At 65.3% G+C, this 13,962-nt stretch carries 13 protein-coding genes; 4 read left to right on the top strand and 9 right to left on the bottom strand.

Annotated elements, in window-relative coordinates; translation table 11 throughout:
• Positions 1–122 precede the first annotated feature (122 nt).
• The 3 genes from LC083_RS12495 to LC083_RS12485 are packed head-to-tail and all read right to left on the bottom strand — an operon-like array spanning position 123 to position 2,357.
• Entirely contained in the window at positions 123–401 is a 279-nt protein-coding gene (locus tag LC083_RS12495; protein ID WP_226700660.1) for a hypothetical protein, read from the bottom strand.
• A gap of 47 nt (positions 402–448) precedes the next feature.
• Positions 449–1,123 (bottom strand): ABC transporter ATP-binding protein, encoded by a 675-nt coding sequence (locus tag LC083_RS12490; protein ID WP_226700659.1) that lies wholly within the window; start codon positions 1,121–1,123, stop codon positions 449–451.
• The gene (locus tag LC083_RS12485) at positions 1,116–2,357 is read right to left on the bottom strand and encodes a lipoprotein-releasing ABC transporter permease subunit (protein ID WP_226700658.1); all 1,242 of its coding nucleotides are present in this window, start codon (positions 2,355–2,357) and stop codon (positions 1,116–1,118) included. The genes LC083_RS12490 and LC083_RS12485 overlap by 8 nt, the downstream gene beginning before the upstream one ends.
• Positions 2,358–2,525: 168 nt before the next feature.
• Between LC083_RS12485 and purF the strand changes: the two genes are divergently transcribed.
• From purF to LC083_RS12470, 3 genes are all read left to right on the top strand, one after another.
• Positions 2,526–4,013: an amidophosphoribosyltransferase gene (purF, locus tag LC083_RS12480; RefSeq protein WP_226700657.1), complete on the top strand. Its 1,488-nt coding sequence runs from the start codon at positions 2,526–2,528 to the stop codon at positions 4,011–4,013.
• 1 nt (position 4,014) lies between these two features.
• On the top strand, positions 4,015–4,725 hold the full coding sequence (locus LC083_RS12475) for an SDR family NAD(P)-dependent oxidoreductase (RefSeq protein WP_226700656.1): 711 nt from the start codon (positions 4,015–4,017) through the stop codon (positions 4,723–4,725).
• A 118-nt stretch (positions 4,726–4,843) separates the two neighbouring features.
• Complete coding sequence (locus LC083_RS12470) at positions 4,844–5,191, top strand: PilZ domain-containing protein (protein ID WP_160606966.1); 348 nt, start codon at positions 4,844–4,846, stop codon at positions 5,189–5,191.
• 128 nt (positions 5,192–5,319) lie between these two features.
• On the opposite strand, the gene LC083_RS12465 is transcribed toward LC083_RS12470, so the two are convergent.
• The 4 genes from LC083_RS12465 to LC083_RS12450 are packed head-to-tail and all read right to left on the bottom strand — an operon-like array spanning position 5,320 to position 10,121.
• Complete coding sequence (locus tag LC083_RS12465; protein WP_264187276.1) at positions 5,320–6,525, bottom strand: serine hydrolase domain-containing protein; 1,206 nt, start codon at positions 6,523–6,525, stop codon at positions 5,320–5,322.
• Entirely contained in the window at positions 6,522–7,772 is a 1,251-nt protein-coding gene (locus tag LC083_RS12460) for an SAM-dependent methyltransferase (RefSeq protein ID WP_226700655.1), read from the bottom strand. Before LC083_RS12460 ends, LC083_RS12465 begins: the two co-directional genes overlap by 4 nt.
• A gap of 41 nt (positions 7,773–7,813) precedes the next feature.
• Positions 7,814–9,208 (bottom strand): cryptochrome/photolyase family protein, encoded by a 1,395-nt coding sequence (locus LC083_RS12455; RefSeq protein ID WP_226700654.1) that lies wholly within the window; start codon positions 9,206–9,208, stop codon positions 7,814–7,816.
• A 31-nt stretch (positions 9,209–9,239) separates the two neighbouring features.
• Complete coding sequence (locus LC083_RS12450; RefSeq protein ID WP_413469462.1) at positions 9,240–10,121, bottom strand: metal-dependent hydrolase; 882 nt, start codon at positions 10,119–10,121, stop codon at positions 9,240–9,242.
• 120 nt (positions 10,122–10,241) lie between these two features.
• Between LC083_RS12450 and LC083_RS12445 the strand changes: the two genes are divergently transcribed.
• A complete protein-coding gene (locus LC083_RS12445) occupies positions 10,242–10,955 on the top strand; it encodes a phosphatase PAP2 family protein (protein WP_226700653.1) in 714 nt (237 codons plus the stop codon).
• On the opposite strand, the gene LC083_RS12440 is transcribed toward LC083_RS12445, so the two are convergent.
• A complete protein-coding gene (locus LC083_RS12440) occupies positions 10,956–11,990 on the bottom strand; it encodes a 2-oxoacid:ferredoxin oxidoreductase subunit beta (protein ID WP_160606958.1) in 1,035 nt (344 codons plus the stop codon). It abuts the gene before it with no gap.
• Positions 11,987–13,936 (bottom strand): 2-oxoacid:acceptor oxidoreductase subunit alpha, encoded by a 1,950-nt coding sequence (locus LC083_RS12435; RefSeq protein ID WP_226700652.1) that lies wholly within the window; start codon positions 13,934–13,936, stop codon positions 11,987–11,989. Before LC083_RS12435 ends, LC083_RS12440 begins: the two co-directional genes overlap by 4 nt.
• Between the last annotated feature and the right edge of the window lie 26 nt (positions 13,937–13,962).

The raw sequence follows: 13,962 nt of genomic DNA, 5'->3' as shown, positions 1-13,962 counted from the left end.
CTCGCAGCTTGGGCAAGCAGCAAGGCAATCGATGTAGAGAACATGGCTCATCCCTCCTGCAAGAAGGCTTGCACAGGTGCCATGCTCGCCCAAGCCGCGTTCGATGGAGTGGCGACGGTGCGCTACGAGCGCGGGAAATCGTCGCGGCGCGAGAGGCTGGCGATTTCCTCCGCGTGGAATTCGCGGTCGCCGGCCTTCTCGATGTAGTAATTGGCCCGTTCGCCTTCCGGCATCAGCATGACGTGACCGATCAGTTCGGCGAAAGTGCCGCTGCGCAGGCTCTTCGCATCGTCGAGCACGCCGTCGCCATCACCGGTACGGTGCAAAGTCGCGCGGTCATCCCACTGGATTCCCTCGCGATTTGTGTTTTCGGCCTTATAAGTGCTGGGATGGTCGGTCATGGCAAATCTCCTTGCCTGACCAACGCTCGAAACGCTTTGCGGGTCCGCTATTCCAGCACGCCGTCGTGGAGGCGGACAACGCGGTCCGTCCGACTTGCGAGGCGCTCGTTATGCGTGGCGACCAGCGCCGCACTGCCCTCTCCCCTCACCAGCGCGAGGAACTGCTCTAGGACCTTGTCCGAGGTCGCCTCGTCGAGGTTGCCCGTGGGTTCATCGGCGAGCACGAGCGCAGGCCGGTTGGCGAGCCCGCGGGCGACCGCCACGCGTTGCTGCTCGCCGCCCGAAAGCTGGCTCGGCCGATGCGTCAGGCGGTGCCCGAGGCCGAGCGAGCGCAGGAGTTCCTCCGCCCTCGCCTCCGCCTCTTCGCGCGGCTTGCCCGCGACCAGCTGCGGCAGGACGACGTTCTCGCGCGCGTCGAAATCGGGCAGCAAATGGTGGAACTGGTAGACGAAGCCGAGGTGGTTGCGGCGCAGCGTCGTGCGCGCATTGGCATCGGATTTCTCCGCCGAATGGCCGGCAATCACGATTTCGCCGCCGAACCCGCCTTCGAGCAGGCCCACGGCCTGCAGCATGGTCGACTTGCCCGAACCCGAAGGGCCGAGCAGCGCCACGATCTCGCCGGGCATGATGCGCAGGTTGACGCCGCGCAGCACATCGATGCGCTCGCCGCCCTGCTCGAAACTGCGGGTCAGGCCCCTGAGTTCGACGACCGGACTATTCATAGCGAAGCACCTGTACCGGGTCCGTGCTGGCAGCCTTGAGCGCCGGATAGAGCGTGGCGAGGAAGCTCATCACCAGCGCAAGGCCGACGATCATGGCGATTTCGACCGGATCGGGCTTCGACGGGATGGTGCTGAGGAAGCGGACCTGCGGATCCCACAGGTCGGCGCCGGTCAGCCAGCTGATGGCCGACACGATCTGTTCGCGGAAGCCCAGCACCAGCGCCCCGAGGATGAGGCCGGCGATCGTGCCCAGCGCGCCCACGGTAAAGCCGGTGGTCACGAAAATCTTGGTCAGGCTGCGCCGTGTCGCGCCCATCGTGCGCATGATGGCGATGTCGCGCGTCTTGGCGCGGACCAGCATCACGAGGCTCGACAGGATATTGAAAGCAGCCACCAGGACCATGAAACTCAAGGCGAAAGCCATGGCGGCGCGCTCCACCTGAAGCGCCTCGAACAGGGTCGCGTTGATGGTTTTCCAGGTCTGGATGACCGCGCGCCCGGCAAGCTGCGCCTGCACGGGTTCGAGGATATCCTCGACCTCGTCCGGATCGGTCACTTTCACCTCGATCATGCCGACCTTGTCGCCGATCAGGAGCAGGGTCTGCGCATCCTGCATCGGCATGACGACGAAGGCGCCGTCATAGTCGTAGATGCCGATTTCGAAGATCGCCCCGATCTCGTAGCCGATCTGGCGCGGCACGGTGCCGAACGGCGTCGAACGGCCCTGCGGATTGATGACCGTGATGGTGTCGCCCACCCGCGCGCCGATGTTCTCCGCAAGCCGCGCACCGATCGCGACCTTGCCCGAACCGGGCTGGAGCGAATCCATGTTGCCGCCGAGCGTCTTCTCGCCCAGTTCGCGAATGTCCTGCGCCGTATTGCCGCGCAGCAGGATCGCTTCCGCCCGGCCGTTGAAGGTCACCAGCAGCGGCTGTTCGATCAGCGGGCTGGCCTCCACCACGCCGGGCGTCTGGCGGGTTTCCTGGAGGATTTCCTCCCAGTCTTCCATCGGTCCGCCATAGGCCTGGATGATGGCGTGGCCGTTGAGGCCGACGATCTTGTCGAGCAGTTCGGCGCGGAACCCGTTCATCACGCTCATCACGATCACCAGCATGGCGACCGACAGCATGACGACGGTGATGGATATGCCCGCGACCAGCGCGATGAACGCCTCGCTCCTGCCGGGAAGCAGGTAGCGCTTGGCGATGGTCCGTTCGAAGGGAGAGAGGATCAAGGCGGCTCTTGTCTGTCGTTGTCCGTTGCCTGCCGCGTTTAGGCAGGGATTGCTGGCCGTGCAATGAATTGCCGCATCCGGTCCACTGTTACCGCCGTCATCGCCCTTGTAATCGGGCCGTAACATCGCCATTGGACCGCCATCGGTTGGCAGCGCGGACAGCACCCTGTGAATACGCCCCTTGGGAACCTCACCCACCCTTTCCTCGACGAGAATGGCGACAAGCTGCGTGAGGAATGCGGCGTGTTCGGCGTCATCAACGCTGCCGATGCATCGGCGGCCACCGCGCTTGGCCTCCACGCGCTCCAGCATCGCGGGCAGGAAGCTGCCGGGATCGTCGCCTGGGACGGCGCCGAATTCCGCGCCCGCCGCGGCCTCGGCCACGTGGCCGAGAACTTCTCTTCCGCCGACGCCATTGCCGAACTGCCCGGCCACATGGCTGCCGGCCACGTCCGCTATTCGACCACCGGCGGCGCAGGCCTGCGCAATGTGCAGCCGCTCTATGCCGACCTTGCCAGCGGCGGTTTCGCCGTCGCGCACAACGGCAATATCTCGAACGCGGGCACGCTGCGCGAGGAACTGGTCCAGCGCGGCGCGATCTTCCAGTCGACCTCGGACACCGAAGTCATCATCCACCTCGTCGCCACCAGCCGTTACCCGACCATCGTCGACCGTCTGGTCGATGCGCTGCGCCTGCTCGAAGGTGCCTATGCGCTGATCGTGATGACGCCCGAAGGCATGATCGCCTGCCGCGACCCGCTCGGCATCCGTCCGCTCGTCATGGGCCGGATCGGCGATGCGACCGCCTTTGCCAGCGAAAGCGTCGCCTTCGACGTGGTCGGCGCCGAAATGATCCGCGAGGTCGAACCAGGCGAACTGATCAAGGTCGATTACGACGGCAATATCGATTCGATCCATCCGTTCGGAACGCACCGTGCGCGCCCGTGCATCTTCGAACACGTCTATTTCAGCCGTCCCGACAGCTTCTTTGCCGGGCGAAGCGTCTACGAAGCGCGCAAGGCCATCGGCGCCGAGCTGGCCAAGGAAAAGCCGGTCGAGGCCGATCTGGTCGTGCCCGTGCCCGACAGCGGGGTTCCTGCGGCCATCGGCTATGCGCAGGCTTCGGGCATTCCGTTCGAACTGGGCATCATCCGCTCGCACTATGTCGGGCGCACCTTCATCCAGCCGTCCGACGGCGCACGCCATGCAGGCGTGAAGCGCAAGCACAATGCCAACCGCATGCTGGTGGAAGGTAAGCGCATCGTCCTGATCGACGATTCGATCGTGCGCGGCACCACCTCGATGCAGATCGTCGAGATGATGCGCGATGCAGGCGCCAAGGAAGTGCATTTCCGCGTCGCCAGCCCGCCGACCGCATACAGCTGCTTCTACGGCGTAGACACGCCCGAACGCTCCAAGCTGCTGGCCGCGCGCATGGATCTCGAACCGATGCGCGAATTCATCAAGGCGGACAGCCTCGCCTTCGTCTCCATCGACGGGCTTTACCGCGCGGTCGGCGAAAAGCCGCGCAATAAGGAATGCCCGCAATTCTGCGACGCCTGCTTCACCGGCGATTATCCCACCTCGCTGACCGACCTCGCCAAGCGCGAGGACAAGCAGAAGCAGCTCGCCTTTCCGGTAAACAAGGTCGCCTGACATGACGAAACCGCTCGAGGGTAAACTCGCCCTGGTTACGGGTGCGAGCAAGGGCATCGGCGCGGCCAGCGCCGTCGCGCTCGCCGAAGCAGGCGCGCACGTGGTCCTCACCGGCCGTGACGTGCGCGCGCTGGAAGCGGTGGAAGACCGCATCCACGAAACCGGCGGCCAGTCCACCATCGCCCCTGTCGACCTTGCCGAAAGCGACGGCATCGCCCGCCTCGCCTCGGCCATTGCCGGACGCTGGGACAAGCTGGATATCCTCGTGATTTCAGCAGCCTATCTGCCGACCCTTACACCGGTTACGCAGATCGACGGAAAGCAGTTAAGCCAGGCAATGACGATCAACGTGTTGGCGACGCAGGCACTGCTGGCGAATTTCGACCCGCTGTTGAAGCGCGCCGACGCCGGCCGGGTGATCGGCCTGACCAGCAGTGTCGGCGAAACCCCCCGCGCCTATTGGTCCGCCTATGGCTCGACCAAGGCCGCGTTCGACAATCTGCTCGATTCCTACGCGCAGGAGGTCGAAAAGATTTCGGGCGTTCGCGTGTCGATCATCGATCCCGGCGCGACCCGCACCGCAATGCGCGCCAAGGCCTATCCCGGCGAAGACCCGCAGACGGTCAAACCGCCCGAAGCCGTGGGCGAACGCCTGGTCGAGCTGCTCGTTAACGATTTCGCGACCCGTCACCGAGAGCGGATCGAAAGCTAGGTTAACCACATCCGGCGAAACTTCCGTAATCCTGCTGAGAGAGATTCCGACACATAACCCGCGCGCGTTTTTACCCGGGCGTGCCCTTCGGATTTCAGTCTCAAGCAAGGTGCCGGATATGAGCTACCAGACCCAGGATCGCTACACTGTCGCAGCACAGGAAGACCGGTGCGCGCCGCGTACCAAGCTGACCATTCCCGGCCAGCTGCGCGCCAGCGGCGGACGCGCCTTCCAGACGGTGGTCCACGATCTGTCGATCTCCGGTTTCTCGGCAGCGGCGATCAACCGCATGCACGAAGGCCAGATGTGCTGGCTGACCCTCCCCGGCCTCGAATCGCTGCAGGCGCAGGTCGTTTGGTGGGAAAACTGCATGGTCGGCTGCGCGTTCAGCGAGCTGCTGAGCCCGATCGTCCACGACAACATCCTCGCCCGATACAGCGGCGAAGGCGCCTACCGCCCTTACTGACAGCCTACGGGAAGGCGACAAGACCGACGCATTGGCGGCGACCTCTGGGCGCTGGCCTGAACCTTCGTCCGGTATCGTCGTCGGTGGCGGTGTGCCTTCGCGGCCTCCGCCACCACTCGTAAGGCGGCCTAGTCCGCCCCTTCCGACAGCTTTGCGACGAGTGCCTGCGCCTTGGCGCGGTTTTCGCTGCTGGTCGCGGTCGGCCAGTTGCTGACCACGGCGACGACGAGCTTCTTTTCGGGGACGATGGTGATCGCCTGCCCGAAGATGCCCTGCGCCCCGTAATTGCCGCCCGGATAGGCCCACCACTGGTAGCCATAGCCGAAGCCCGGCGCGCGCGGCGCGAAGGAAACCTGCGGTGCGCCTGCCTCGGCGAACCAGCCCTCCGGCACCACGCCGTCACCGCCTTCGAGCACGAACTGGCCGAAGCGCGCATAGTCGGACAGGCGCAGCGACAGGCAGCAGCCGCCGATATTCCCGCCGGTGAGGTCCTGCATCCAGAACAGACCGCCAGCAAAGCCTGCCGGATCGACGATCTTCTCCGCCGAATAGGCCGCCAGCGACTTGCCCGTCGCTTCCTCCACGATCAGGCCAAGGAGGTTGGTCTCCAGCGTCTTGTAGACCCATTTCTGGCCCGCCGGTGCCTCGCGCTTCAATGTGCGGGCATAGGTGACGGCCTGCGATTCGCCTTCGACCGGCGCGATGGCGAGCATCTTGGCCACGTCGCTGTCGGGATCGGTATAATCCTCGTTCCACGCCACGCCCGAAGTCATCATGGCGATCTGGCCGACCGTGACGCCGTCATAGGCCGTGCCTGCCAGTGCGGGAATGATCGCGGTCACGGGCGTATCGACGCTCTCGATGTGCCCGTCCTGGATCGCTGCGCCCAGAAGGGTCGAGGTAAAGCTCTTGGCGACCGAGAAGCTGGTCCAGCGGTCACTGGAGTTAAGGCCCAGCGCGTAGTCCTCGAACCGGACCTTGCCATCCTGCAGCACCATCACGCCTGCAGCCGAGGTCTCGGCCATGAAGGCGCGCACGGCAGCCTGCTGATCCGCGCTCAGCGCCTTGCCGTCGGGGAGGTGACGGGTCTGCGATGCCGGAGCGACTTCCAGCCCGGGAAACATCGTCTCCATGCTGCGGAAGGCGGCAGAGCGGCGCGCATCGTTCCAGAACAGGATCGAATCGGACGGGTCGAGGCTCGCCATCTGGGCCGGGGTCGACTGCGTCACTGCAGGCGCCGAATGCACGTGTACCGTCTGCGTGGCATCGTAGCCCGCAGCGCACCCGCACAGCGCGATGGCCGTCATCGATGCAAGAACCGAACGAATCCTCATTTGCCCTCTCCCTCTTTCACCAGCGTGACCTGGTGGACATCGATCCCGCCGCCGCGGAATCCCCCTTCGCAATACATCAGGTAATAGCGCCATAGATTGCAGAACCGCACGTCGAAGCCCGGCGGCAGCTCGCCCGCCTGCTCGGCATGGTCGAACCGCTCACGCCAGATGCGCAGTGTTTCGGCATAGTCGAGCGCGAAATCGGCCTGGTCATGCCATGCAAGCCCCCGCTCTTCCGCAAGGCGGCGGAATTCGCTGGTGCGGATCAGCAGACCGCCCGGGAAGACATAGGCCTGGATGAAATCCGCGCTTTTCGCGTAATCGTCGAACAGCTCGTCGCGCATGGAGATATACTGGATCGCCGCGCGCCCGCCCGGTTTCAGGTTCCGTGCAATGCAGTCCATGAAGGTCGGCCAGTATTCGCGTCCCAGCGCCTCGACCATCTCGACGCTGACAATGGCGTCGTAGCGGCCTGCCGTATCGCGGTAGTCCTGCTTGCGGAAATCGACGGCAGCGCTGTGGCGCGCCCTTGCCCAGGACAGCTGTTCGTCGGACAGGCTTATCGCCGTGACGTCACTGCCCCGCGACGCGAAAAAGTCTGCCAGCGCGCCCCAGCCGCAGCCGATTTCGAGCAGCGAGGCGGGGTCGCCGAGGCGTGACGCCAGCGCGTCCCACTTGCGCCGCTGCGCCGCCTCGATGCCGTCATCGCGCACATCGAGCGCGGAGGAATAGCTCATCGTCGGGTCGAGCCATGCGGCGTAGAAATCATTGCCGAGGTCGTAATGTGCCGAGATGTTCTTCTGCGCGCCCTCGTGCGTGTTGCGGTTGAACAGGTGCGCCAGCTTGAGCCCGTGGCGGAACGGCCCCTTGGCCCGCGCCGTATCGCCCAGCCGCGCCGCGTGCTGCATGAACAGCGCGAAGAGCGGGACCGGATCGGGGCTCCACCATTCGCCCGTCTCCCACGCCTGGTACCAGCCGACCGAGCCATTGCTGGCAAGCCGCACCAGCGCATTCCAGCTGCGCAGCTCGACCTCGCATTCGAAACCTCCTGCGCGGCCGCCGAGCGTGCGCATGCTGCCATCGGGCAGCGTCGCATGGATCGTGCCCGAAACCAGCGCCGCGTCGATGCGGTCGAGGATCTTGCCGAAGCCGGGGGCGACCAGCCGCGCCAGCAGGCCGGGCTTGCGGGCAAAGGGCCGTGCGCCTTCGATGAGGTCCCGTCCGCGCTGGCTGGTAGGCATGTCCATGCCCCGCGCTATGGCGCGCAGCCGCGCCTGCGACAAGTCCGCTACGACTTGGCCGACTTGTACGCCTCCAGCGCCCGCTCGCGCGCTTCCTTGTGGCCGATCATCTTCTTCGGATACTTGCCGCGCTTGTGGTCGGGCGGATCGTGGATCTCGGCATCGGACAGCCGCGCCAGCTCCGGCACGTATTCGCGGATGTAACCCGCCGCATCGAATTTCTCGCTCTGGGTGAGCGGCGCCATGATGCGCACGAACATGTTGCTGTCGACGCCCGTACCGCTGATCCACTGCCAGTTGACGCCGTTATTGCCGTAATCGGCATCGACGAGGCAGTCCCAGAACCATTGTTCGCCGAAACGCCAGTCGATCAGCAGGTGCTTCACGAGGAAACTTGCCGCGATCATCCGCACGCGGTTGTGCATCCAGCCGGTCTGCCACAGCTGGCGCATCCCGGCATCGACCACCGGGTAGCCCGTCATGCCCTTCTGCCAGCATTCAAGGTCCTGCTGGATCAGGTGACCGGCGTTCGGGTTTCGCCACAAGGTGCGCTCGTCGTAGTCGCGGTAGCTTTCCTTGGGATAGTCCGGAAACTGGTCGATCACGTTCTGCGCATAATCGCGCCAGATGATCTCCTTGCCGAAAGTCTTCCACCCGTCGGAGCGCTTGTCCTTGAGCTTGTGCCAGACCTGCGCGGGGCTCAGCTCGCCCCAGTGGAGATGCGGCGACAGGCGCGAGGTGATGTCTTCCGAAGGCAGGTTACGCCCCTCGTCATAGTCGCCCACGCGGTCAGCCCACCAGTCGAGCCGGTCGTACGCCGCGGCCTCTCCGACTTCCCAGAACGCGCGGAATCCACCCGCCCAGTCGGGCTTGGTCGGCAGCAGGTCCCAGTCTTCCAGAGCGTCGCTATCGGGCCAGGCATCGGGCGAATGGATGGTCTCCGGCTCGCCCAGCACATCGCGCGGGGGCATGTGCTCGAGCAGCGCCTTCGAGAACGGCGTGTAGATCTTGTAAGGATCGCCCGAGCCGGTCGTCACGCTGCCCGGCGGCATCAGGTAATTCCCGTCATAAAGGCACAGATTGCGCCCCTCGCCCAGCGCATCGCGCAGTTCGTCCTCCGCCTCCTTCCACCAGGGCTCGTAATGGCGGATCGCGTGGATGCACGACGCACCCGTCTCGTCGGCAAGCGCCGCCAGCACCTGCGGCGCATCGCCCTTGCGCAGCACGACCTGCGACTTGCGAGCGCCCAGCGAACGACCGAGCGATTCCAGCGAATGGTGCAGCCACCAGCGCGACGCACCGCCATAGGCGTGGTCGCCCGCGCGCTCGTCGTCGAGCACATAGACCGAGATAACCGGCCCGGCCTTGGCCGCGGCATGGAGCGCAGGCTGGTCGGCCATGCGCAAGTCGCGCCGCAACCAGACGATCTGTGGTGAACTCATGGAAACCCCTTTTGCGAGGGGAACGAGGTCACTACGCCCTCGGTTCCGTGCGAATTCCCGGGCAGGCATCGGAGGGCAGTTGCACTTCGAAGCGCCCGCTGGCGCGAGGGTCGGAGAAGCGGGCATCTTGCAGCCACAGCGTGCCGTCTTCGCGCGGCACGATATAGGGCGTGCGCGACCAGAACAGGAAGGCGCGGACCTGCGAATTGAACGTGTAAGGCGTCATCAGGTCGCACCGGTCGAGAGGCACGCCGGGCAAGCTCGTATCCTCGTCCAGCGTGTAGAGCCCGTTGCCGCCGGAGATCATCTCGCGTTGCCAGAACCAGAATGGCACCGGGCTGGCGATGACGACATCGGTTCCGGTCGGGCTTTCGCGCAGCTCGGCCTCCGCCTGCCGCGTGATCGCATGGTTCACGCCGATATAGGCGAGCATGGCGGCAAGCGCGGCCCTGGCCGGGCCTTGCCACGCGCGGCCGCGCTTCTCGCGCCGGAGGGAAAACCATGTCGCAAAGCCCAGCAGCGCCCACAGCCACAAGTCGATGATGAACAGCGTATCGCCATAGAACCAGCGCGAGGAAAACGGCTCCAGCAGGCGGATGCCGTAGACGTTCATCCAGTCGAGCGCCGGATGGGTCAGGCACCCGATCAGGCTGACGAGGTAGAGCCATTTGAAATCGACCGGCAGTCGCCCTTGGGGCCGCGTGCCGCGCTTCGCCTGCCAGCGGTCGTATCCGTAAAGCAGGCCGGCCAGCAATAACGGTAGCAGCAGCAGCGCGGGCGGTCCGTGGGTGATGCCGCGACGGAAGCCGAGGTGCTCGACCCCTTCCAGCCAGAACAGGCAGGCCGCATCTACATCGGGCAGGTTCGCCCCGATGATCAGCGCAGGCATCGCCAGCCCGGTTTTCTTCTTCAGCCCTGCCTGGCCGATCAGCGCACCGACCAGCGAATGGGTAAGATTGTCCAGGCGACCTCTCCTTCGTGGAAATATCCGCAGCTTCGCTCGTTGCGGTCGGGTCGTCCTAGAGGAATTCCCGTGCAGCTTTCCAGCCTGAAGACATACATTCACCGCGAACAGAAGCTCCTCATCGGCCTTGCGCTGGGCGCGGCGCTGACAGCGGGCTTCATCAGCCTTGCCGACGAGATGGCCGAAGGCGAGACGAAGGCCTTCGACACGGGGTTCCTGCGGGCGCTGCGCACGCCCGGCGACCTGTCGACACCGATCGGTCCGGACTGGCTGCTGCCTGCCATGCGCGACCTGACGGCCTTGGGGGGCGTGACCGTGCTGACGCTGGTGTCCGCGCTTGCGGTCGCTTTCCTCCTGACGCGCGGTCGCGTGAGGCAGGCGTTCTACACCGCGCTTGCCACTGGCGGCGGCGCGCTGTTCGGGGCGCTGCTGAAGGCGCTATTTGCCCGCGCGCGCCCCGAAGCGGTGCCGCATCTGGTGGAAGTCACCTCACTCAGTTTTCCGAGCGGCCATTCGATGAACAGCGCGATCATCTATCTCACGCTCGCCGTGATGATTTCGCGTAGTTTCGAGGAACGGCGGACGCGGCTCTTCATCATCGGCGTGGCGGCGCTGCTGGTGCTGACCATCGGCTTCACCCGCCTCTATCTCGGCGTGCATTATCCCACCGACGTACTCGGCGGGTGGACCGTGGGCGCGGCATGGGCGCTCGCCATGGGCTTGGTGGCGACCAGGCTTCAGGACAGGCGGAAGATGGAACAGCCGGGCAAGGACCCGGCCTGATCAGACCGGATCCTGCGCCGTGCCGCTGACGGTCCAGGTCTGGCCCTTGCCCAGCAGTTTGGCGAGATTGGCTTCCTTGCCCGCGCTCGCCTGCTCACGCTCTGCGATCACGGCGCTTTCGAAAGTCGGGCGCGGATCGTCGTAGAGCACGCCGAGAGCCATCGGGAACGGGCCGAACGGCATTTCGACCAGCATGTGCGCGATCGAGCGGTTGGTGACGTCGTGGACGATCACGCCTGCCGCCTCCCAGTCGCCATCGACCACGTCGACCACGTCCAGCGTCAGCTTCTCGCGGTCGAGCGTGATGCCCTTGGTGTCGCCGGCAAACAGCATGGGCTTGCCGTTTTCGAGCCAGAGCTGGCGGTCTTCCGCACCCTTGGGCGCGGCGAAATCGTCGAACACGTCCTTGTTGTAGACGATGCAGTTCTGGAAAATCTCGATGAAGGCCGCGCCCTGGTGGGCATGGGCCGCCATCAGCACGTCGGGCAGGTTCTTCGACACGTCGAAGCCGCGGCCGACGAAGCGCGCGCCTGCACCCAGCGCGAAAGCAGCCGGGCGGGCGGGATGGTCGACGCTGCCCAGCGGGGTCGAAGGCGACTTGGTGCCTTCGCGGCTGGTGGGCGAGTACTGGCCTTTGGTGAGGCCGTAGATCTCGTTGTTGAACAGCATGATCTGCATGTTCACGTTACGGCGCAGCACGTGCATCAGGTGGTTGCCGCCGATGGACAGGCCGTCGCCGTCACCGGTCACCAGCCAGATGTCGAGATCGGGATTGGCGAGCTTCGCCCCCGTCGCGAACGCCGGTGCGCGGCCGTGGATCGTGTGGAAGCCGTAGGTTTCCATGTAATAGGGAAACCGGCTCGAACAGCCGATGCCGCTGATGAAGCAGGTGTTGGCCGGGTTCGCGCCAAGCTGCGGCAACGTGCGCTGCACTGCCTTCAGGATGGCATAGTCGCCGCAACCGGGGCACCAGCGGACCTCCTGGTCGGTTTCCCAGTCCTTGAGCGTGGTCTCGAATTTGGCAGGGGCGTTCATTCTGCACCTCCTTCGGTGCTGGGAAGCTGCTGGTCGTTGGCGGGAACCTGCCCGCCTTCGTTGCCTGGGACGCCGTCGAAGAACTTGGCGATCTCGGCTTCGAGTTCGGCGATCTGGAACGGCTGGCCGCTGGTCTTGGTCAGCGGCTGGGCGTCGATCAGGTATTGGTCGCGCAGCACGGTCTTGAACTGGCCGGTGTTCATTTCCGGCACCAGCACGTGGTCGAAACCGCGCAGCAAATCACCGAGGTTCTTCGGCAGCGGCCAGATGTGGCGCACGTGGATGTGGCTGACGTCGAGGCCCTTTCGGATCGAATTGTCGACCGCGCGGTGGATCGGGCCGAAGGTCGAACCCCAGCCGACCACGGCGAGCTTGCCCTTCGTATTGCCGAGGCAGACGTCCTGGTCGGGCACGGCGACGCCGTCGACCTTGCCCTTGCGCAGGTCGGTCATGCGCTGGTGGTTGTCGGGCGAATAGTCGATATTCCCGGTCAGCTCGTGCTTCTCGATCCCGCCGATGCGGTGCATCAGTCCGGGCGTGCCGGGCTTGATCCAAGGGCGTGCGCCCTTCTCGTCGCGCTTGTAGGGAAGCAGGCGGTCGCCGTCGTTCTTCTCTTCGAGGAACTTGGCCGGGAACGGCGCGTAGTCGGCCGGATCCGGCACCTTCCACGGCTCGGCGGCATTGGCGATGTAGCCGTCGGTCAGCAGCATGACGGGCGTCATGTACTCGACCGCGATGCGGCAAGCCTCGATCGCGACTTCGAACGCATCGGACGGGCTGCGCGCGGCAATAACCGGCATCGGCGCGTCGCCGTTGCGGCCATAGACGGCCTGGTAGAGATCGCTCTGCTCGGTCTTGGTCGGCAGGCCGGTCGACGGACCGCCGCGCTGCGAATTGACGATCACCAGCGGCAGTTCGGTCATGATGGCAAGGCCCATCGCCTCGCCCTTCAGCGCGATGCCGGGACCCGACGACGAAGTGACGCCCAGCTGGCCGGCATAGCTCGCCCCGATGGCGGCACAGATCGCGGCGATCTCGTCTTCCGCCTGGAAGGTCGTGACGCCGAATTCCTTGAGCCGGGCAAGGTGGTGCAAAATCGCGGATGCAGGCGTGATCGGGTAGCCGCCGAAGAACATCGGCAGTTCAGCCAATTGTGCGCCCGCAACGAGACCCAGGCTGACCGCTTCGGCGCCGGTGACGGTGCGATAGAGGCCCGGCGCGCTGGGTACCGGATCGACATGGACCTGCTTCAGCGGACCTGCCAGCTCGGCGGTTTCGCCATAGGCATGGCCGGCATCGAGCGCAGCGATGTTTGCATCGGCGATGTCGGGCTTCGACTTGAACTTGGCGCGCAGCCAGTCATGGATCGGCGCGCGGTCGCGGTCGAACATCCACAGCGCAAGGCCGAGCGTCCACATGTTCTTGGACCGCAGCGCATCCTTGTTGCCGAGGCCGTAGGGCTTCACCGCCTCGATGGTCTTTTCGCTGATGTCGAAGGCCAGCACGTCGTACTTGGCAAGGCTGCCATCCTCGAGCGGGTTCGCATCGTAATGCGCCTTGTCGAGGTTGCGCTTGGTGAAGGCGCCGGTGTCCGCGATGATCAGCCCGCCCGGCTTCAGCGCGGCGAGGTTCACCTTGAGCGCGGCCGGGTTCATCGCGACCAGCACGTCGGGAGCGTCACCCGCCGTATTGATCTCGCGGCTGCCGAAATTGATCTGGAAGGCCGAAACCCCGAACAGTGTGCCCTGCGGCGCGCGGATTTCGGCCGGGAAATCCGGGAACGTGGCGAGGTCGTTGCCGGCCAGCGCGGTCGACAGCGTGAACTGCCCCCCTGTGAGCTGCATGCCGTCGCCGGAGTCGCCGGCGAACCGGACCACGATGGCTTCGGGGCTTGCGGGGATGCCGTCCTGCGGCGAGCCGACGCTATCGGGAGCGGCTGTTGCCATCCAATCTTATCCTTGTCGCGCGCCGC

Origin of the sequence: Qipengyuania gaetbuli (assembly GCF_020524765.1) — a bacterium.
Lineage (GTDB): Bacteria > Pseudomonadota > Alphaproteobacteria > Sphingomonadales > Sphingomonadaceae > Qipengyuania > Qipengyuania gaetbuli_A.
Note: the sequence above shows the minus strand (reverse complement) of the source record. Positions and strands in the feature narration are given on the sequence as shown.

Coding starts and splice junctions, on each gene's coding strand:
- LC083_RS12490 (WP_226700659.1), bottom strand. CDS start 1,123: ATGAATAGTCCGGTCGTCGAACTCAGGGGCCTGACCCGCAGTTTCGAG.
- LC083_RS12495 (WP_226700660.1), bottom strand. CDS start 401: ATGACCGACCATCCCAGCACTTATAAGGCCGAAAACACAAATCGCGAG.
- LC083_RS12460 (WP_226700655.1), bottom strand. CDS start 7,772: ATGGACATGCCTACCAGCCAGCGCGGACGGGACCTCATCGAAGGCGCA.
- LC083_RS12435 (WP_226700652.1), bottom strand. CDS start 13,936: ATGGCAACAGCCGCTCCCGATAGCGTCGGCTCGCCGCAGGACGGCATC.
- LC083_RS12475 (WP_226700656.1), top strand. CDS start 4,015: ATGACGAAACCGCTCGAGGGTAAACTCGCCCTGGTTACGGGTGCGAGC.
- LC083_RS12440 (WP_160606958.1), bottom strand. CDS start 11,990: ATGAACGCCCCTGCCAAATTCGAGACCACGCTCAAGGACTGGGAAACC.
- LC083_RS12470 (WP_160606966.1), top strand. CDS start 4,844: ATGAGCTACCAGACCCAGGATCGCTACACTGTCGCAGCACAGGAAGAC.
- LC083_RS12465 (WP_264187276.1), bottom strand. CDS start 6,525: ATGAGGATTCGTTCGGTTCTTGCATCGATGACGGCCATCGCGCTGTGC.
- LC083_RS12455 (WP_226700654.1), bottom strand. CDS start 9,208: ATGAGTTCACCACAGATCGTCTGGTTGCGGCGCGACTTGCGCATGGCC.